Annotated in this window: 16 protein-coding genes; 11 read left to right on the top strand and 5 right to left on the bottom strand. The window is 42.2% G+C overall.

Annotated elements, in window-relative coordinates; all coding sequences use genetic code 11:
• Nucleotides 1–92: 92 nt before the first annotated feature.
• The 3 genes from V6252_RS00910 (at nt 93) to purH (ending at nt 3485) form a co-directional block, all read left to right on the top strand.
• On the top strand, nt 93–1214 hold the full coding sequence (locus V6252_RS00910) for a DUF3426 domain-containing protein (protein WP_341608917.1): 1122 nt from the start codon (nt 93–95) through the stop codon (nt 1212–1214).
• 178 nt (nt 1215–1392) lie between these two features.
• Nucleotides 1393–1755 (top strand): DNA-binding transcriptional regulator Fis, encoded by a 363-nt coding sequence (gene fis / locus V6252_RS00905; RefSeq protein ID WP_191114948.1) that lies wholly within the window; start codon nt 1393–1395, stop codon nt 1753–1755.
• 149 nt (nt 1756–1904) lie between these two features.
• The gene (purH, locus tag V6252_RS00900) at nt 1905–3485 is read left to right on the top strand and encodes a bifunctional phosphoribosylaminoimidazolecarboxamide formyltransferase/IMP cyclohydrolase (protein ID WP_341608916.1); all 1581 of its coding nucleotides are present in this window, start codon (nt 1905–1907) and stop codon (nt 3483–3485) included.
• Nucleotides 3486–3667: 182 nt separating this feature from the next.
• Here purH and V6252_RS00895 read toward each other — a convergent pair whose 3' ends face one another.
• Together V6252_RS00895 and V6252_RS00890 are read right to left on the bottom strand one after the other, a co-directional pair.
• A complete protein-coding gene (locus tag V6252_RS00895) occupies nt 3668–5542 on the bottom strand; it encodes a SurA N-terminal domain-containing protein (RefSeq protein WP_341608915.1) in 1875 nt (624 codons plus the stop codon).
• Between the two features lie 352 nt (nt 5543–5894).
• Nucleotides 5895–6167 carry an HU family DNA-binding protein gene (locus V6252_RS00890; RefSeq protein WP_045445077.1) on the bottom strand — a complete coding sequence of 91 codons (273 nt, stop codon included), beginning with the start codon at nt 6165–6167 and terminating at the stop codon, nt 5895–5897.
• 524 nt (nt 6168–6691) lie between these two features.
• Between V6252_RS00890 and V6252_RS00885 the strand changes: the two genes are divergently transcribed.
• From V6252_RS00885 to fdx, 8 genes are all read left to right on the top strand, one after another.
• Nucleotides 6692–7336 carry a hypothetical protein gene (locus V6252_RS00885; protein WP_341608914.1) on the top strand — a complete coding sequence of 215 codons (645 nt, stop codon included), beginning with the start codon at nt 6692–6694 and terminating at the stop codon, nt 7334–7336.
• Nucleotides 7337–7731: 395 nt separating this feature from the next.
• A complete protein-coding gene (locus tag V6252_RS00880; protein WP_057759222.1) occupies nt 7732–8241 on the top strand; it encodes an Rrf2 family transcriptional regulator in 510 nt (169 codons plus the stop codon).
• Nucleotides 8238–9464, top strand: coding sequence for an IscS subfamily cysteine desulfurase (locus tag V6252_RS00875; RefSeq protein ID WP_057759220.1), 1227 nt, complete (start codon nt 8238–8240; stop codon nt 9462–9464). The genes V6252_RS00880 and V6252_RS00875 overlap by 4 nt, the downstream gene beginning before the upstream one ends.
• 154 nt (nt 9465–9618) lie before the next feature.
• The gene (gene iscU / locus V6252_RS00870) at nt 9619–10029 is read left to right on the top strand and encodes a Fe-S cluster assembly scaffold IscU (protein ID WP_057759218.1); all 411 of its coding nucleotides are present in this window, start codon (nt 9619–9621) and stop codon (nt 10027–10029) included.
• Between the two features lie 231 nt (nt 10030–10260).
• Complete coding sequence (gene iscA, locus V6252_RS00865) at nt 10261–10581, top strand: iron-sulfur cluster assembly protein IscA (RefSeq protein ID WP_021814983.1); 321 nt, start codon at nt 10261–10263, stop codon at nt 10579–10581.
• Between the two features lie 174 nt (nt 10582–10755).
• The gene (gene hscB / locus V6252_RS00860) at nt 10756–11337 is read left to right on the top strand and encodes a Fe-S protein assembly co-chaperone HscB (protein ID WP_341608913.1); all 582 of its coding nucleotides are present in this window, start codon (nt 10756–10758) and stop codon (nt 11335–11337) included.
• 209 nt (nt 11338–11546) lie between these two features.
• Nucleotides 11547–13427 (top strand): Fe-S protein assembly chaperone HscA, encoded by a 1881-nt coding sequence (hscA, locus tag V6252_RS00855; protein ID WP_341608912.1) that lies wholly within the window; start codon nt 11547–11549, stop codon nt 13425–13427.
• An 86-nt stretch (nt 13428–13513) separates the two neighbouring features.
• Entirely contained in the window at nt 13514–13852 is a 339-nt protein-coding gene (gene fdx / locus V6252_RS00850; RefSeq protein WP_101206134.1) for an ISC system 2Fe-2S type ferredoxin, read from the top strand.
• A 97-nt stretch (nt 13853–13949) separates the two neighbouring features.
• On the opposite strand, the gene V6252_RS00845 is transcribed toward fdx, so the two are convergent.
• The 3 genes from V6252_RS00845 to mfd form a co-directional block, all read right to left on the bottom strand.
• On the bottom strand, nt 13950–14981 hold the full coding sequence (locus tag V6252_RS00845) for an adenylate/guanylate cyclase domain-containing protein (protein ID WP_341608911.1): 1032 nt from the start codon (nt 14979–14981) through the stop codon (nt 13950–13952).
• Between the two features lie 700 nt (nt 14982–15681).
• Nucleotides 15682–16113: an HIT domain-containing protein gene (locus V6252_RS00840; RefSeq protein WP_057759208.1), complete on the bottom strand. Its 432-nt coding sequence runs from the start codon at nt 16111–16113 to the stop codon at nt 15682–15684.
• A 151-nt stretch (nt 16114–16264) separates the two neighbouring features.
• The gene (mfd, locus tag V6252_RS00835; protein WP_341608910.1) at nt 16265–19975 is read right to left on the bottom strand and encodes a transcription-repair coupling factor; all 3711 of its coding nucleotides are present in this window, start codon (nt 19973–19975) and stop codon (nt 16265–16267) included.
• Nucleotides 19976–19990: the final 15 nt, after the last annotated feature.

The following is a 19990-nucleotide window of genomic DNA, read 5'->3' as shown; positions in this document are numbered from 1 at the left end:
GCTATAGCGTTAAACAAACTCAACTAAATCAAGTCAATGCTACCATCAGCTGTGATCGGTGCCAGCAAAGTTTTTTGGTCAATAAGCATCTTGTGGTAAATTCTGAGGTTATTCAAAAACCAACACCACAAAAAAATATTCCTGCTCAACAAAAAGCTCAAACTCAACCAATATCAAATGAGCAAAAAGCGAATACTAGTAGCAATCAGCATAAACTTCAGAATGTGCCAAATCGCCCTACATCTTCAATCAGTAAGAAAAAATCATCTGATATTTTGATTCATGACGACTTAATCTATGATGATATGGATATAGACGATCCAGAAGAGAACGTTCAAGAGTATGACTCATTAGATAGCATGGATGCATGGTTAACCCAAGCCAGTAATACCAGTCCTAGCGTAGCAACCACAGAAAAACCAAAAGCGCCCTCTTCTAAAGAAACTATCAAAAGCCCTAATCCATCAATAAAGAAACCATCTACTAGTACAATATCAGCATCAGCACAGAACATGCTCAGCTCGGCAGCGGCCAATGATATTCATGCCAATATTGAGAGTACTGATAACAATTCATGGCTGCAAAAACTATTAGAAGAACAAAATAAAGACGAAGAAACACCGCCAGATGACACAGACTTATCACAGCTTCTATCTGATATGGGAGTACCCGTTAAAGATGAAGACCCTACTGCCGACGATCGTTTAAGAAAAACACAGCTGCCGTTTGCACCAACCCAAACGACACGTTCAATTGCATCACTCTTATGGATATCAGGTTGTTTGGTCTTAGCACTGCTACTCGCGGCTCAGTATGTTATTTTTAACTTAGAAAATTTAGTCAAAAACCCAGCCTATGCTCAGCGTCTCCAATCGATCTGCTCTGTCGCTGCCTGCAGCTTGCCCAGTGCAGACTTATCAGCGCTTACCATCAACAATACCTTTCATAGAAGCAGTCAGATTAAAACTGTTGGTACATTTAGTGATATAGGCGCTACTCTAAATAATGGGAGCCCGCAATCACAACTATATCCCAATGTAAAAATAAGCGTTTATGGTAAAGATGAGATTATTGGAGAGTTTATTGCAGATCCAAACGATTATTTATTAGGCAAGCAAAGTCAGTTAGCTGCCAATACAGATAGACAGCTATTATTTACTATCCCTGTCGCTAATGCGCAAATTCGCGATATTACTATGACCGCTCTTTATTAAATTAGAGTGTCATATATAAATAAGACTGATTAGAAAATACACCGTAAATTCACTTTCAATTAAACCGTGATAGCCAAGATAACAATGAATCTATCAGCGCTAGGCGATATTAATTTGATATACTATGGTTCTGACCCCTTACAATCAGAATTTTTCTTCATCTCAAGGATATTATTTTATGGCACCTCATGCACAGCATAATGCCAATCATTTTGCTAAAAGCTCTGAGCACCCTGCCGATTATAATAAAGACGAATACCAACCACCTACGCACGGCTTTGATTTTGCTAGTCAAAACTATACAAGTAGTGCGCAGCAACCTCTACGAGTTCATGTAGAGCGTGTGGTACGTCAGTACTTTGCGATGTTAGGAGATGAGATGCCCACTGATTTATATGAATTGATTTTAAAGCAAGTCGAAGAGCCTCTCTTATCTGTCGTCCTAGAAAAAACAAGAGGCAACCAAACCAAATGTGCTCAGATATTAGGCCTAAATCGAGGCACTTTGCGCAAAAAAATGAAGACCTATGATTTAATGTAGCATTGTTATATGAGCTTACCCATCATCATTGACTATCATTATGTATGGCAATCAAACGTTCATCGCTTTATCTATCATGATACGGCATACCGTTGTCATCATCACCTTGCCAGACGTTTACGTCAGGCTTTTTTTATGGAAAATTTCTTATGAGTACAACCCCACTTGCCCTACTATCGGTCTCCGATAAGTCTAATATCGTCGAGTTTGCTCAAGGCCTTCTCAAAGCAGGTTTTGGTTTATTATCTACTGGCGGTACTTATCGTCTGCTCACAGAAAACAACGTCGACGTGACTGAAGTATCAGATTACACAGGCTTTCCTGAAATGATGGATGGCCGTGTTAAAACGCTACATCCTAAGATTCATGGTGGCATCCTAGGACGCCGTGGTACAGATGATGCAGTAATGAATGATCATGCGATCGAACGTATCGACTTAGTCGTCGTGAACTTATATCCGTTTGCTGAAACGATTGCACGTGCTGACGTGACTATGAACGACGCTATCGAAAACATCGATATTGGCGGCCCTACCATGGTGCGTTCAGCAGCGAAAAACCACGCTCATGTAGGTATCGTCACTGATCCAACTGATTATGACCGTGTACTTAACGCGTTAGACGGTGGCACCGAACTGACGACCGCTTTGCGTTATGATTTGGCAGTAAAGGCGTTTGAACATACGGCACAGTACGATGGTATGATTGCAAACTTCTTGGGTAGCCGTGTCAACGAAACTCAAGAACCAGAGAACTTCCCACGTACATTCAATGTACAGCTTGAAAAAGCACAAGACCTACGCTACGGTGAAAACCCGCATCAAAACGCGGCTTTCTATACTGAAAACCAGCCTTTAAAAAGCAAACAAGCCTCAATCGCAACGGCTAAGCAGTTACAAGGCAAAGCATTGTCTTATAACAACATCGCAGATACTGATGCCGCGCTTGAGTGCGTTAAAGCTTTCAGCGCGCCTGCCTGCGTTATCGTTAAGCATGCCAACCCTTGCGGTGTCGCGGTTGATAACGACCAAGTAGCGGCTTATCGTACTGCTTTTAGCACCGATCCTGAATCGTCTTTTGGTGGTATTATCGCATTCAACCGTCCGTTGACGCTTGCTGCTGCAAAAGCCATTATCGACAATCAGTTCGTAGAAGTAATCATTGCACCTAGTATCGAAGACGGTGTACTTGAAGCGACAGCTACTAAGAAAAACGTACGCGTATTGGTATGCGGCGAGCTACCAGCACCAGATCAGCGTGATATCCAACTTGACTATAAGCGCGTTAACGGTGGCTTACTCGTACAAGAGCAAGACCTTGGTTTAATCACGGCTAACGACCTAAAAATTGTCACTGATGTACAACCAACTGAAGCGCAAGTGGCAGATCTACTATTCAGCTGGAACGTGGCAAAATACGTCAAATCTAATGCCATTGTCTATGCAAAAGGCCAACGTACTATCGGTGTTGGCGCGGGCCAAATGAGCCGCGTTAACTCAGCACGTATTGCTGCTATCAAAGCAGAACATGCTGGACTAGCAACTGAAGGTGCTGTGATGGCATCAGATGCGTTCTTCCCTTTCCGTGATGGCATCGACAATGCTGCTGAAGTAGGTATCTCTGCTATCATTCAGCCAGGTGGCTCTATGCGTGATGATGAAACTATTGCTGCTGCTAATGAGCATGGTATCGCGATGGTATTTACTGGCATGCGCCATTTCCGCCATTAAACAATCACCTATTAGTTTAAGACTGGGATTAGTCGCAGCAATTATATTTATTACTGCGACTAATTTTCAATCTATATAATATTTGTGATAGTTGTCGTTAACGCATCATCCAAAAAAAAGCCACCGTATCAATTGATACAGTGGCTTTTTTAATATCTAAGATATAATAAACTAGCAAATACTTAGCGTCCTTGCGCATTTGCCATGTTGCTTTCATTAATCTCAACCGTATATACCATACGTAGATAATCCAAATAGTCTTGCAACTGGTCTTGGCCTAAATTGTCACGGATAATACTGGCTGTTTGCGCTCTTTGCATATCAGACAGTGGCGACTGCTGCTCAGTTTTAATACGGTCTCCAACCAGTAGCGTTGCACCCATCTCAGTCTCACTAGCGATCGCGACAACACCGTTATCAGCGGCTTGCTGGCTAAATGCCAATCCACGCTCTTTGTCCGTTAGCTGCGTCGTTTGACGGTTAATCTCACCCAGTGCTTGGAAACTTACCGATTGCTTACTGATATCAGCTGGTGTCTTGATACCAGCAGCCAATGCTTTAGCATCTTTTAAAGCTAATGCTGTCGCTTTCTGCTGACGGAGTATTTGAGTGATTCTTGGAGTTGCATTTGCCAAAGCAAGCGTCTTAGTAGGACGATAATTGCTTGGCTGTAACCATACGGTACCGTTACCAACTTCTACGCCCGCCGTTACCGCTTGATCTTGAATAGTAAACTCATCAAAGGCCTGTTTAACCACTGCTGGTTGCGGTAGTGCAGACTTATTATTCACTTTACGATAATCTTTAATACGCTTGAGGCTGACATTTTCTTGCTGTGCAATATCTTCGATACTGAAACCATCTGCTGCCAAATCATTGATTGACGTCACTTTGTCAGCATAGACTTCCTGACGTTTATACTCTTTTGCTTTCGCAGTTAGCTCATCACGCATACTGTCTAGACTTGGAATCTTTTTGCCATTGTCTTCAGTAACCGTAAATATCTGATAACCAAAGCTGGTTTTGATAGGCGCAGTCACATCACCAACGCTCAACCCTTCTAGTGCCTCTTGCACAGTATCTGCATCACTGCCAAATACTGAAGGATTAAAGCGTCCGATATCACCACCTGTTTCACCTGATGGATCATCCGACTCTGCTTTAGCAAGCGCAGCAAACGCTTCACCTTTATTCAGACGGGCTTTGACTTTATCGGCTCGTGTCTTAGCATCTTTACCAGTAAACAGAATCTGACTGACTTTGCGCTCATCAGTAGCCGAAATGCTTTGTTTATATGCTTCATACTGTTGCTGCAATTCTTCTGCCGTTACTTCATCAACCTTAATAGTTTGCGGGCTAAGCTGGATATACGCCAAGTCAACCATCGCTGCACTTTTCAATGTGTCTTTGTTAGCATCATAGTAGGACTGAATGTCTGCTTTGCTAAGCTTAACTTTGTCAGCATAGTCTTGCCAATTAAAGCGATGCACCCAAACGTTGCGCGACTCAAGTTGCAAGTCAATCAATTGACTAACCGCTTGCATGGGATAGACGGCCGTACCAACGATACTGGCATTTAGTTGATCCAAGCTTAACTGATTGCGAAATTCTGCAAATAGCTGGTTTTTGGTCATACCGCGCTGACGCAAGAAGTTTGAAAACTGATCGTTTGAAAAGTTACCTTCTGCATCTTGGAATATTTCTTCTTGACGCAGCAGACGATTGATCGTGTCGTCAGACACTGTCATACCAAGCTTACCTGCTTGCTGCTCTAACAACGTACGGTCGATTAGACCTTTTAATACTTGCTCATGAAGCACATCTTCATTCAACAAGCTGGCATCTTCGACTTGCTCTAGCACTTCAGAACGACGGCTATTGACAGCAGTTTGATACTCGGACAGTCCTACGCTTGCCTCACCTACCTGCGCAATCTGGTTGGGATCGACGTTGCCGCCAAAATAGCTTTCGACACCCAAGAGAGCGAGCGGCGATAGGCATAAAATCAATAAAATGCGACCTGGCCAGCTTTTTAAGAAATCGCGCAATTTATCCATAGTTATCTCTGCTTTATTAACCTATATTGATGAAAAACCATTGTAATACTGTTAGGAGCTGTTAAGTGCAACCTGCCAACATCAGTGCTATCTAAGCTCGCAATGGTAAGAGTAAGAGCGTATGCATTTTATAGTAAAAAACAAAATTTACTAAAGAAATCTGACTTAAATGACACACCTATCGCGCGCCCTATGATACGTGATTTTTCATGCAGACTCAAAATATTCACGACGCATGATACAAACTATAGCGATAAAAAAAAGCACCTAAATATTAGGTGCTCTCTTCGATGGCTAGCTCATTACTTCAGCTATGAACCACCGACTATCATTTTACGCTTAAAAAGGCGGCCTAGTTCAAGCGCTCTTTTAAGTTTTTACCAGCTTTGAAGCTTGGTACTTTGCTTGCTGGAATGCTTAGCTCTTCGCCAGTCTTAGGGTTACGACCAGTACGTGCTTTGCGGTCTTTTACACTGAAAGTACCAAAACCAACTAATGAGATGCTATCACCAGCTTCTAGCGCTTCGCCAACACTTTCCATAACAGCGTTTAGTGCATCACCAGCTTGGGTTTTATTTAGACCACTTTTGTCTGCGATGCTATCAATTAATTCTGACTTATTCATAAAATTTCCTTCAAGTTTAAGGGGGTAATAAATGCTCACGCCAAGTATTGTAACGCTCTCATGGTGCTTACGCAATAAAAACTACCTAACTGGCGCATTAACAGGTTCTTCTTTGTTATCGTCTTTATATCAAGGCAGCATAAGGAGCGCAAGCGATTTTACATATTTTTGTGCTCTATACTACGTATTTGACACCTAATGTTACGCAAAGCGTTAGGAATTTATATATAAGTGGCTCTGCATAACTGAGACGATTGGCTTTCCTATTTTCTACGCTTTGTCAGATTTGTCAATTGCCGTCTGTGCATTGCTATACATTAAGTTTGTATATTACTGGTCATAAATAAGAGTGTCTTTATTGACTGCTAAATTGTAATGTAATAGTTTAGCCACTACAGAAACTAGCGTTACTTTTTATTATAAAGACGTTACTATAAGCAAAATATCACTGCAAGTATTGGGCAAATACAGACTTCTGTTTGCTAAATATCTAAAACTTGCTAAATAAAAAACGGATTACTTACATGAAGCGTTCTACGTTGTCTCACTCTTTTCTTAATATCATTTTAGTATTTATCGAGTCGGCGCTGACATTATTGTTACGTTTGGATCCTGAACTGCGTAAGGCCGCTTATCCGCTTGCTAAGCAAGGCACCGTGGTGGCGCTTCGCCTGTATTTACCACATGTAGAAGTATTTGCCACCTTTAGTACCAAGGGCGTGTTACTAGATGCTCAGCTGCCGATTGGTCGTAGTGAGCCTGACGTGGTTATCAATGCCTACAGTATTCAAGTTATCAATGCCATCACGACTCATGATAGCGAAACCACTGAAAAGCTACAGATGCGCGGTGAGTCAATTCAAGTACAACTGGTCAAACAGTTTATTATGCAACTTGGGCTTGGCAGCTTGATTCAGGGGCTGATCAAAAAGATAAAGGGTGGCAAGACTAAAACCAAACCTACAGAAGCTGATTTGGAAGAAAAAAAGAATAACTACAAACTTCGTATTAAAGAACAGCAAACACAGATTAATACCTTGACCATTAAGAACCGTGAACTTGAAACAACCGTGAGAGAGCTTCAGAGCAAGCAAAAAACGTTGATGATTGTCACTGTTGTTGCGCTTATCATTATGATCGGTTCAGTTATCGCACTATTGATGAATTAGTTTTGGTTCGCTGAATTACTTATAAATAAGCGTTCAATGTCTTCTATAGATATTGAACGCTTATTTTTTACTTCGTTAAATGTATCTGTAGCAGACAAATTAAGCTGCTTATGTCTCACTCATATATCTCTTCTAAACATCATTGTTTTTATCAATTACAGCAATAAGCTTGATTAACCATTGAACCACACTTTAATCTTGACTAAATTACTCGGGATTAAGTATAATTACCTTAATCGTTGCACACATCGGGTTAATCATCTGTTGTTCAATAACGATAAGACAAAACTTAGCTGACGTATTATTGGTTGCTCTTTTTATCTTATGAGTACTTATTAAGACTTTTGGCTAAGATCGTTGTTAAACATAAATGACATCAAGTTTGGAGATAACACATGCGTTTGACTACTCGGGGCAGATACGCTGTTACCGCATTATTAGATTTGGCATTACAGACCAGCCAACAAGACAGTGCTGTATCATTATCCGATATCGCCAAACGGCAATCGATTTCAATCTCGTATCTTGAACAGTTATTTTCTAAACTTCGCAAACGCGGCCTTGTCACGAGTATTCGCGGTGCGGCAGGTGGTTACCACCTAGCTAAACCATTGAATGAGATAGATGTGATGAGCATCATATCTGCGGTTGATGAGTCAGTAAACGCGATGCAGTGTGAAGGACGCGGTGACTGTCAAGGTGGTACAATGTGCCTAACTCACGATCTGTGGTGTGCACTATCAAATCATATCGAGCAGTACTTGAAAAATATAACATTAGCGCAATTATTAGATATGGAAAACGTGCAGTCAGTTTCAGAGCGTCAGCACACCTCTACAAAAGATATTTCCATAAAAGACATTAATACTATTACTCTATCGAACAGCGAGGCAAACCCAGCATGAGCCAACATAACAACCTTATATACTTAGATTATGCCGCCACTACCCCAGTTGCTAAATCAGTAGCTGCTAAAATGAGCGAGTATTTGACTGTAGATGGTGTCTTTGGTAACCCAGCTTCACGCTCACATGGTTACGGCTGGCAAGCGGAAGAAGCAGTAGAAACTGCTCGCGGTCAAGTTGCTGAAGTTATCAACGCTGATCCACGCGAAATCGTCTTTACCTCTGGTGCAACTGAGTCTGACAACCTAGCCATTAAAGGTGCAGCACATTTTTATCAGTCTCGTGGCAAACATATTATTACCAGTAAAATTGAGCATAAAGCTGTATTAGATACCTGCCGTGAGCTTGAGCAAGAAGGTTTTGAGATTACGTATCTTGAGCCACAGCCAAGCACAGGTCTTATCCTGCCAGAGCAAGTAAAAGAAGCACTACGTGATGATACGATTTTAGTATCACTTATGATGGTGAACAATGAGCTTGGTACTATTACTGATGTTGCAGCGATTGGTGAAATCACTCGCGAAGCTGGCGTAGTTTTCCATGTTGATGGCGCACAGTCTGTTGGTAAAGTAAAAATCAATCTTGAAGAAATGAAAATTGATTTGATGAGCTTCTCAGGTCATAAAGCATACGGCCCTAAAGGTATCGGCGCATTGTTTGTTCGTCGTAAGCCACGTATTCGCTTGAAAGCTGAGCAACATGGCGGTGGTCATGAGCGCGGTATGCGTTCAGGTACTCTACCGACGCATCAGATCGTTGGTCTAGGCGCAGCATTTGCTTTAGCTAATGAAAGCTATGAAGCCGACCATGCACATGCAGCCAAACTACGTCAAAAGCTTTGGGATGGCCTACAAGACATCGAAGAGATTTACTTAAATGGTGATCTTGAGAATAGCGTACCAAATATTGTAAACATCAGCTTTAACTTCGTTGAAGGCGAGTCATTGATGATGTCACTTAAAGACTTAGCTGTATCGTCAGGTTCAGCCTGTACATCAGCAACGCTTGAGCCATCATATGTACTACGTGCAATTGGTCGTCCAGATGAATTGGCACATAGTTCAATCCGTTTCAGCTTCGGCCGTTATACCACTGACGAAGACATCGATACTGTTATCAAACAGATGCACGAAGCTGTTGACAAATTACGTGCCCTATCACCACTTTGGGATATGTACCAAGAAGGTGTTGATCTAAACTCAGTCGAGTGGGCTGAGCATTAATTTCTAATATAGCTTTTTAGTATAGCTAGCAATATATATTTATTAAACAATTGATCAGACAATTAAATTAAGCGTTTGACCCCAATTATCGATGAGTAGTTAGACATTTAAAGTTGATAAACGACTACTCATCATCTAACTAGGAGAAAACCCCATGGCCTATAGTGACCAAGTTATTGATCATTACGAAAACCCACGCAACGTTGGTAATCTTGATAAAAACGCCAAAAACGTTGGTACCGGTATGGTCGGTGCCCCAGCATGTGGCGATGTAATGCGTCTACAAATCCAAGTCGACGATAATGGTATTATCGAAGATGCACGTTTTAAAACTTATGGCTGCGGTTCAGCAATTGCTTCAAGCTCGCTTGTTACTGAGTGGCTAAAAGGCAAGAGCTTGGATCAAGCTGGCGAAATCAAAAACAACGATATCGCTCAAGAGCTAGCATTACCACCAGTAAAAGTGCATTGCTCTGTACTTGCAGAAGACGCTATTAAAGCCGCTATTAGCGACTATAAAGGTAAGCATGGCGTAGCAGCTCCAGCAGAAGAAGCTGCGATCTAGGTTAAGCTAGGCTAAGCCTGCTAGCGTATGCGCTATGTTGTACTAGCAACGCTAAAGTAGCAATGTATAATCGCTACTGACGCTAAAGAGGTGACAATGACACTTATGTAATTGTCACCTTTTGTTTTCTAATAGTCGCAAGCTTATTGTTTTGGTAATTTCATAATTCTGATTACCAGTTTATCTAGATTTTTTATTGATATTTATGATTAATAGTCAATGGGAGTTGGCATGATTGAAATGACAGAACGCGCCGCTCAGCATGTTCGAGACTTTTTGGACAATCGCGGCAAAGGTGAAGGCATTCGAGTTGGTATCCGTACGGCGGGTTGCTCGGGCTTGGCTTACGTTTTAGAGTTTGTAGATACCCCTGATGAAAACGACACGCGTTATGAAAGTCGCGGTGTTAGCATCTTTATTGATCCTAAAAGCCTCGTATATTTAGACGGCTTGTTGATGGATTACGAAAAAGAAGGCTTAAACGAAGGCTTTAAATTCACCAATCCTAACCAAAAAGGTGAATGTGGTTGCGGTGAGTCGTTTACAGTTTAATTGTTCAATGGCTGAAAACTGATAGATTTATGCTTCACCAAGCTTTCATAAGAATAGTGCAATATCTCTGCTATTGCTACGAAAAATGGCTAATGTAGTTGAGCAGCCAAGCGATTCAGTATTCTTAGCTAGGTCATGACTTCAAAAACAAATAAAAAAGCAAGGCATCAGATTATGACAGATATTACTTCAGAACCACAGTTTGATAACTTCTTTGCCCTATTTGAGCAGCCTGTACAATTTGAAATCAACCAAAGTAATCTAGAGCAACGTTTGCGATTGCTGCAAAAACGCTTTCATCCTGATAATGTCGCCAAAAACCAGACCGATATGGTTCAAGCACAGTTGCAGTCTGAAAAAGCGTCGGCTTTAATTAATCAAGCGTATCAAACGCTAAGCGCTCCTGATAGTCGTGCCGGTTATTTATTAGACATGGCAGATCAAGCACAAAACATAGAGCATTCAATCGCAGATTTGGACTTTTTGGAAGATGCGATGCAGATGCGTATGGATCTAGATGATGCTATCGAGGACAAAGATCTTGCAGCCTTACAGCAATTACATCCTCAAATTACAGAGCGTCTAGCAAATCAATCTGAACGCTTTAATAATGCTTATCAAAATCAAGATTGGCAAACAGCGATTGATGCGACACAGAAGCTAAAATTTTTAGTTAAGCTAAATGCTGATGTGACGACTGGGCTTGATGATGTTGCAAATTCATCGCATTCAGATGATGATGACTTATACGTCTAAACATCTGTGGTTATGACTCTCACTAACAAGCTAAATTCTATATATTTGGTTAAAATAGTGACCGTGATACCGTATAATCTTTGAGTCTAAGCGCATCAAACTGTCAGAATCCTTATTCCATGGAATGAAATTACCGACGTTAAGCTCTCGTACTGCATATGTTATATTTGCTCCATTTCACTTATTTATTTTATCTCTGAGTTATCCTTATGTCTTTAATGCAAATTGCTGAACCCAATCAAAGCGCTCAACCTCACCAACATAAATTTGGCTTGGGCATCGACCTTGGTACTACACGATCGTTGGTTGCTGTGGTGCGTTCAGGTAAGGCACAAGTCTTAGAGGCAGGCGCAGCGACAGATACATTATTACCGTCTGTTGTCTATTATCCAGCTACTGGTACGCCATTGGTTGGCTATGACGCCCTAGCACATTTAGCAGATGATCCAAAAAATACGATCGTCTCGGCTAAGCGTTTTATGGGTCGTAGTCAAACTGATATCAAATTCTCTCATCCTTATGAGTTATCTGGCAATAAAGATGATATGCCTGCATTTGTAACGGCTCAAGGTGAGGTTTCTCCTGTTGCAGTATCGGCGCGTATACTAGCCGCTCTTGAGCAACGTGCAGCAAGCGCTTTACCTGCAGATAGTATTGAAGGTGCCGTGATTACGGTTCCCGCTTATTTTGATGAAGCACAGCGCCAAGCAACCAAAGATGCCGCTCAAGCAGCGGGTATCAACGTATTGCGTTTACTCAATGAACCAACAGCGGCGGCAGTTGCTTATGGGCTTGACCAATTATCAGAAGACAGTAAAAAAGAAAGCTATTACTTAATCTATGATTTGGGCGGTGGTACTTTTGATGTCTCTATCTTAAAGCTTACCGATGGTGTCTTTGAAGTATTGGCAACTGGTGGTAATAGCGCCCTAGGCGGTGATGATATTGATCGCCTTATTACCAATTGGATTATTAAACAATTAAATATCGACCCAAAAGACGTAAGCCTGCACGACAAATCAATACTAGCTCAACAAGCCAAAGCTTATAAACAAGCATTGACTGACGCTGAGCAAGTGGACATCAATGTGGTTGTCAATGGTCAGTCTTATCAAGGCGTATTAAGCCGTACAGATGTGCTAACTATCGTAGAGCCTGTTAGCCGCCGTACGCTCAGTGTGTGCGAACAAGTCCTACGCGATGCCAAGCTGTCTACTACAGATCTAGATGAAGTTATCTTAGTGGGCGGCTCGACTCGTATGCCTGCCGTACAGCAAGTCGTGACTGAATTTTTCGCTAAGCAGCCACTTTGCCGTTTAAATCCAGATGAGGTTGTTGCTTTAGGTGCTGCCCAGACTGCTCATCAATTGGTTAATGGTGATAGTGACAACAATTTATTGTTATTGGACGTAACGCCATTATCACTAGGTCTTGAGACCATGGGTGGTTTGGTTGAAGTACTGATACCACGTAATACGCCTATCCCTGTAAAGAAACGTCAAGTGTTTACTACTTACCAAGATGGTCAAACAGGCATGGTGATTCACGTCGTGCAAGGTGAGCGCGAAACGGTAGAAAACTGTCGTTCACTTGGACGTTTTGAGCTGTATGGCATCCCACCAATGAAAGCTGGGTTTGCTCGTATTGAAGTCACCTTTAGTATTGATGCTAATGGTCAGCTTACTGTCAGTGCGCAAGAAACTACGACCAAAACAGAAAGCAAAATCGAGATTGTGCCTTCTTATGGTCTATCAGATGAGCAAAAAGAACAGTTGCTGATTGCAGGGTTCAAGCACGCAGAAGAAGACAAAAATGCGCGTTCTTTAATTGAGACAAAGGTAGAAGCGGAACGTGAAGTACTTGCCCTAGAGTCGGCACTTAACGAATTTGCGGCGTTGCTTTCTACTGAAGAACAACAGTCATTAGCAGAGCATATACAGGCGCTACGTAACTCTCTTAGCACTGATGACTTAGCGCTTATTGAAGCACAACAAGCACAGCTCAAGCCACATAGTGACGCCTTTGCTGCACGTATTATGAATCAGAGCGTCAAGACCAGTATGGCAGGTACTAGTGCCAAAGACTGGTAATAAATACATCGACATATATCGCTTAACTGACACGTTAAGCTAACTTCTAATATTTTTTAAATTGATTAGCATCGGACAGATAATTTATGCCAAAAGTTACCGTACTACCCCACCACGAAATTTGCCCTGAAGGCGCAGAAGTTGAGCTACAGGCTGGTGAAAACTTATGCAAAGCACTATTAGAAAAAGGCATTAAAATCGAGCATGCCTGTGAGATGTCAAAAGCTTGTACCACATGTCATGTTGTAGTACGTAAAGGTTTCAACAGTTTGGATGAGATGGATGATATCGAAGCTGATCTACTTGATCGTGCTTGGGGCTTAGAGCCTGACTCACGTCTGTCTTGTCAGGTCATGCTTGATGATGAGGATTTGACCATCGAAGTTCCTAAATATACCCTCAACCATGCTAAAGAAAATCATTAAACACTGATGATACTTTCTAGTTAAGATTAAAAAAGGCCAGCTATGTGATATCTGGCCTTTTTCTATATACAATTTTAAGACGATAGACTTAAAACACTTACTTGCGATTGGCATCCTCACGCTTACTTTCTGCTGCTATGCTCTTTACTACTTTTTCTTCCTCTTGCTCGATGCGTTCCAGTGCAAAATTCAAACGAGCTCTAATATCTTGATAATCATTGTCTTTCATATCTTTAAAATTCAAATGCAAATTGAAACCGGGCAATGTGTGGTCGACCCATTTAGATAAATGACCTGTACTGGCACTAGGGTCAAGTACTTGCCATGCATCGACCTTCTCATCAATACCCTTTAAGCAAAATGCGGCAACGTGCTCGCATTCATAGTTATGGCATATATAATCGTAAGTGCTTTCACTGACCAATATCTGATCTTTGCCCGCACAGGACTCAAGCCTAGAAGCTAGGTTGGCTTCTTTGCCAATGATGGTATAGCTTAATCGACTATTACTACCAAAATTACCAACGTGGCAGTAGCCAGTGGTGATACCAACACGTATATATAAACCTTCAAACCCCATCAACCGCCATTTCTGGCGTAAGGTGCGCATTTCTCGGCGCATATCAATTGCCATTGCCACACAATCTAGCGCATCTTGACGCGAGCCACGGCTATTCGGTTCACCAAAGAAACATACCATACCATCGCCGATGAACTTATCAAGCACTGCACCATGCTTATCAGCGATCGACGTCATGCAATGCATATAAGTATTGAGAATATCTGCCAAATTATCAGAACTTAGACTATCAGACAGCTCGGTAAAGCCGACAATATCCGAAAACATGATAGTTATTTTTGCGCGTTTATTAGAGACCCTAACAGGGCTATCCGATTTGACAATAGGCTCCCAAATTTGTGGCGGTACAAAACGGGTAAGCTTATTGATCACTGATACCATAGTGTTCAGGCGTCCCGCTGCCTTATGGGCGGAAGCCTTATAACCAATATATTCTTGATACATACGTCGAAACTGACATAGGATAACAATCATACTAGCTAGCAGTACTGTAGGTGGTAGCCAACTATCACCGCAGTCCAATTCATCATTACTTAAAATGGTACCCACGTAATAAAAAACAATAGCCGTTATAAATGACACTGTAAGCAATTTGAGCTGGTTCTCAGGCCGGCTAAGAATGATACGTATACCAATCAAAACAGCCAAGCTGATTGATATGATCATACAAAATTGTAGGGAGCCAATGACAACTGATAATAGAATAATAACGATGTTAGACGTCCAAAAGCTAGTTTGACGTCGGTAGTTGTATATCAGGATCAGGAGACTTGGCAATGTAATAATAACCAATAGTGCCATTGAGATAGGACGGAAGTCGTAATATATAGCACGCAAAACAACCGTCATTATTAAAACGAAAACTTCTGGATAATCGAAACGACAAACTCCAGCATCTTTCAGCGGCGACCTTGATTTTAGTGTCTCTGAGAAGGTCATATGAGTTTCACTTAAATGTTTCGAGCGATATGAGAGACAAGGATATATCACACTAGCACACGTGCATCATTTGCCCTTATGACGATTTATCATAAGATATATCTAATAATATATTATACTTTCGAAATAAGGTAAAACAAGGTTACTGATGACTAAAAGACGACCTTTTGTCTAGTTTATTTGCTATTTTACAGTTTTATTAAAATTTAAATAAAAAGAGAGGCCAGATACATTTAAGTATCTGGCCTCTCTTTTTACATATTGAATTTAAATTCAATCTACTCTTATTGAATGCAGGATAGAATGATAATTACATTTGCCAATCAAACGGCATTTGGTGATGACCACGTAGCGCCATCATCAACGTTTGCTGCATCTGTGCCAATACTTCTTTAGTATATGGAACAGCTGGTACGCCCCATACTGGGTTTGGCCATTGCATATCATTCTGATAACGGACAATGTGATGAAAGTGAAGTTGTGGCACTTGATTGCCAAGAGCGGCCACATTCATTTTATCAGCTTGAAAGGTTTTGGCTAACTGGCTCGATAACCAGCTCGACTCTCGTAAGAACTGTGTTTGATCTGCCTCAGACAGCTCATATAACTCTTTGATACCGGATACACGTGGCACTAATATCAGCCAAGGAAATTGGCAGTCATTGATTAAACGACAAGTGGATAATGGAAAATCCCCCACTAAAAAACTATCAGCAGCAAGTTTATGATGAAGTTGGAACATAATGACGGTTCTCTTGTTGTTTAATGCAAATAAAAATATAGAAGGTTAAAAAGTTAGTTTGGCTATTTTATCAGTTATCTGGCTGATAAAATAGCACCATGACTTATTGCCTTAGTATCACTACTGAGCCTACTTGATATCCAGCTATATACTAAGCAGGCTCTGTCACCATGTGCTCGCTAAAATAGCGCAGCAGCTCTTGTATGACCGTCACGCGCTGCTGCGGTGTGGCTAATTTATCGCTATTTTGGTAACGGATGCCAGATGCGCCATTCATACGATAATGCTGACCATTTGATTGGATCAACTTGATAATCGCTAACGCATCAACTGGAGTATCAGGCGCAAATTCCAGCGTCATACTACTACTATTGGCATCGATTTTGCTGATCTTGAGCGGCTCTGCTTGTAAACGTAATCCATGAATGGCGAATAATTGCTTGGTTTGATCTGGCAGTGCACCAAAGCGATCTATCATCTCCGTACGAATATCGGTCAATGCTTCTTTATCATCGGTATTACTAATACGCTTATAGAACAATAAGCGCTGATGCACATCGTGTAAATACTCTTCTGGAATAAGAGCAGAGCTGTGTAAGTTGATTTCACTGGTCAATGACAATGGTGTATTTAAATCAGGCTCTTTGCCAGCTTTAATGGCTTTAGTCGCACGCTCAAGCATATCCATATATAAGCTAAAACCAATCGACTGCATATTGCCACTCTGCTGCTTACCCAATATCTCCCCTGCGCCGCGAATCTCTAAATCTTCACTTGCCAGCATAAAACCTGCACCTAAAGTATTGGCGCGTTCAATCGCATGCAAACGACGCTTGGCATCACCTTTGAGGCCTTTCAGAGAAGGCACTAGTAAGTAACAATACGCTTGATGATGGCTACGCCCTACTCGGCCGCGCAGCTGATGCAATTGCGCGAGACCAAACTTATCAGCGCGCTCAATGATAATCGTATTGGCATTGGGCACATCAATACCCGTCTCGATAATGGTAGAGCAAACCAACACGTTGAACTTTTTATGATAAAACTGTTGCATGATCTGCTCAAGCTGACGCTCTTGCATTTGCCCATGTGCCACCCCTACTCGCGCTTCTGGCACTAGGTCACGAATGGTCTCTGCCATACGCTCGATACTGGCAACATCATTATGTAGTAGATAGACCTGCCCACCACGCAGAAGCTCACGCAATATGGCTTCTTTCATCAAGGCTTCTGTCTTTTGCATCACAAAAGTTTTGATGGCAAGACGACGGGCAGGTGGCGTGGCGATAATCGACATATCGCGCATGCCTGAGAGCGCCATATTAAGTGTTCTAGGGATCGGAGTCGCTGTCATAGACATGCTGTCGACATCAGTCTGAATGGCCTTGATACGCTCCTTATGACGCACTCCAAAGCGATGCTCTTCATCAACAATCATCAGTCCAAGATTGGCAAATTTCACATCTGGTTGTAGCAGTTTATGAGTACCAATGACGATATCTACTTTACCAGCGGCCAAATCAGCCAATACCATTTCTTGATGTTTTTTGCCGCCAAAGCGCGATAAGCTCTCGATACGGACTGGCCAATCTGCAAAACGATCGCGGAAATTGTCTTCATGCTGACCGGCAAGCAATGTGGTAGGCACCAGTACGGCAACCTGATAACCAGCACTAACGGCAATAAACGCCGCTCGCATCGCGACTTCTGTTTTACCAAAACCAACGTCGCCACAAATAAGACGATCCATCGGTTGGTTTTGTCTCATGTCTTCCATAACCGCATGAATGGCGTTGGCCTGATCAGCGGTTTCTTCAAAGGCAAACTGGCTGGCAAATAGCTCATACTGTGATGGGTCTATCTTAAAATGAATGCCAACTTTGGCCTCACGTCTTGCCTGCATATTGAGCAATTCAGCAGCAACGTCATGAATTTGCTCTAATGCTTTTTGCTTGGCTCGGTCCCATTTACCACTACCAATTTTATGTAGCGGTGCTAAGGCAGGATCACCGCCACTATAGCGACTAATCATTTGCAAATTGGCCACTGGAACATAGATACTAGCGTCATCAGAATATTTTAAATGGATAAACTCTTGCTCACCATCGCCCACATCTAAGGTAATCAAGCCATTATAACGACCGATACCATGCTCGATGTGAACCACTGGGCTGCCGTCTGTTATCTCAGTGACGCTCTTGACCAAGAATTCTTCTGACACACCGCTTTGACGACGACGGCGCGTCTGTAATACTTGACGACCAAACAGCTGTGTCTCACTAATCAACACCAAGCGCTCAGGCACATAGACACCGCGCTCAATTGGCGCTACGGTCAAACCAACATGCGGCAAATGACTGTTATTAATAGCGTTGGTTTTATCTGCGGCTAAAAACGCCTCAAAGCTATCATACGCCTTGATATCAATCTTGCCCTTAAACAGTTCAATGAGAATCTCGCGACGGCCTGCAGTCTCTGCAACGATTAGTACGGGTGTTGAAGTCTTTGATTGCGTATCCAAGAAGTCGAGCAATTCTGATAATGGTTCAGACTTTTGATGATTGACTGCTAATTGTGGCGGCTCTTGAGCACTTAATGTCACCAGTCCTTGTTGTTTAGTGACACTCGATGGCAATGGTATTTGTGAGGCATCTATACTTTCTGGCACTGCCACATCATTCATTGTAGCCAGTTCATCACGAGCACTTAATATTACTCTTGGATACTGGTTTAACTGCTCATTAAGCGCGTTAGATAATAGATACAGCATTGCTGGCTCTACGATAGGCTTATCAATGTCATGGCGACGCTCTTCGTAGCGGCGCTGAATTTGTGACCAGTAATCAGCTTGTTTTTCATTGATTAATTCATCGGTGATAAACAATGCATCACTTGGTAAATAGGAAAATAAACTACTCTCCGCCTCCCAGTCTTTTAAGTCAAAAAATAGCGGCTGATAATACTCTAATCCGCTACTAGCAATCCCTGCCATTACGTCTTTGTGCAGCTCAGACTTACGACTACTGGTATTAGGGAACATCGCAGCAAAGTTCGTGCGAAACGTCTCACGCCCTTCATCAAGTGGAAACTCTTTTGCTGGCAGTATTTGAAATTGCTGAATAGGCTTTGAGATATCTGGCATCTTATGCAGTAACGACAGCGACTCTTTTGCCATGCTGGTATCGTTGCCCGTTAACATCGCTTTGAGATCATCAGCGGTCAATGTGCGCTGGGTTTGAGGATGAAAAAAGCGAATCGTTTCGATTTCATCATCGAACAAGTCTAAACGCAGCGGAAAAGGCTGACCCATGGCAAAAATATCAATAATACTGCCACGCACTGCAAACTCACCTGGTTCAAAGACATTTTCAACAGCGCGGTAGCCTGCCTTTGCCAACAGCCCACGTTGCGTATTGATATCAAACTGATCACCGACACTCAAATCAAAATGCTGACCAATCAGCCAACTTGGCGGTGCAACGCGATGCATCAGCGCCTGTACGGAGATAAGCAGCACACCTGATCTTGGCATATCCGTCAGCAGGTTGATGCGCTCACTAACGATGTCTTGATGCGGAGACAGCTCATCATAAGTCAATGTTTCCCAGTCAGGGAACACATAAGCATCGACTCCGCAAAATGCCAGCTCGGTCTCTATTTGATTAAGTTGGTTTTGGTCACGTGCCACCACGACCTTTAATCGCTCGGCAACATTCCACATAGGTGTTTGAACCAAGCTTGCCAGCCACAAACTGCTGACCGCACCATGGACAGGCGCTAGCCAACGCCGCTCGGCATTTTGGATAGGGAACAACTGCTGGTTAATAGGGTCAAACGCGTCAGTCAGAGCAGTAATAGGCATAAAGAATAGGATCAA

It is taken from the genome of Psychrobacter proteolyticus (assembly GCF_038155145.1).
Taxonomy (GTDB): Bacteria; Pseudomonadota; Gammaproteobacteria; order Pseudomonadales; family Moraxellaceae; genus Psychrobacter; species Psychrobacter proteolyticus_B.
The sequence above is the reverse complement of the archived record's forward strand: the minus strand, read 5'-3'. Positions and strand labels throughout refer to the sequence as shown.

What these genes read in the sequence shown, in the direction of transcription:
- fis (WP_191114948.1), top strand. Translation starts at nt 1,393, where the DNA reads ATGGCACCTCATGCACAGCATAATGCCAATCATTTTGCTAAAAGCTCT.
- purH (WP_341608916.1), top strand. Translation starts at nt 1,905, where the DNA reads ATGAGTACAACCCCACTTGCCCTACTATCGGTCTCCGATAAGTCTAAT.
- V6252_RS00895 (WP_341608915.1), bottom strand. Translation starts at nt 5,542, where the DNA reads ATGGATAAATTGCGCGATTTCTTAAAAAGCTGGCCAGGTCGCATTTTA.
- V6252_RS00890 (WP_045445077.1), bottom strand. Translation starts at nt 6,167, where the DNA reads ATGAATAAGTCAGAATTAATTGATAGCATCGCAGACAAAAGTGGTCTA.
- V6252_RS00885 (WP_341608914.1), top strand. Translation starts at nt 6,692, where the DNA reads ATGAAGCGTTCTACGTTGTCTCACTCTTTTCTTAATATCATTTTAGTA.
- V6252_RS00880 (WP_057759222.1), top strand. Translation starts at nt 7,732, where the DNA reads ATGCGTTTGACTACTCGGGGCAGATACGCTGTTACCGCATTATTAGAT.
- V6252_RS00875 (WP_057759220.1), top strand. Translation starts at nt 8,238, where the DNA reads ATGAGCCAACATAACAACCTTATATACTTAGATTATGCCGCCACTACC.
- iscU (WP_057759218.1), top strand. Translation starts at nt 9,619, where the DNA reads ATGGCCTATAGTGACCAAGTTATTGATCATTACGAAAACCCACGCAAC.
- iscA (WP_021814983.1), top strand. Translation starts at nt 10,261, where the DNA reads ATGATTGAAATGACAGAACGCGCCGCTCAGCATGTTCGAGACTTTTTG.
- hscB (WP_341608913.1), top strand. Translation starts at nt 10,756, where the DNA reads ATGACAGATATTACTTCAGAACCACAGTTTGATAACTTCTTTGCCCTA.
- hscA (WP_341608912.1), top strand. Translation starts at nt 11,547, where the DNA reads ATGTCTTTAATGCAAATTGCTGAACCCAATCAAAGCGCTCAACCTCAC.
- fdx (WP_101206134.1), top strand. Translation starts at nt 13,514, where the DNA reads ATGCCAAAAGTTACCGTACTACCCCACCACGAAATTTGCCCTGAAGGC.
- V6252_RS00840 (WP_057759208.1), bottom strand. Translation starts at nt 16,113, where the DNA reads ATGTTCCAACTTCATCATAAACTTGCTGCTGATAGTTTTTTAGTGGGG.
- mfd (WP_341608910.1), bottom strand. Translation starts at nt 19,975, where the DNA reads ATGCCTATTACTGCTCTGACTGACGCGTTTGACCCTATTAACCAGCAG.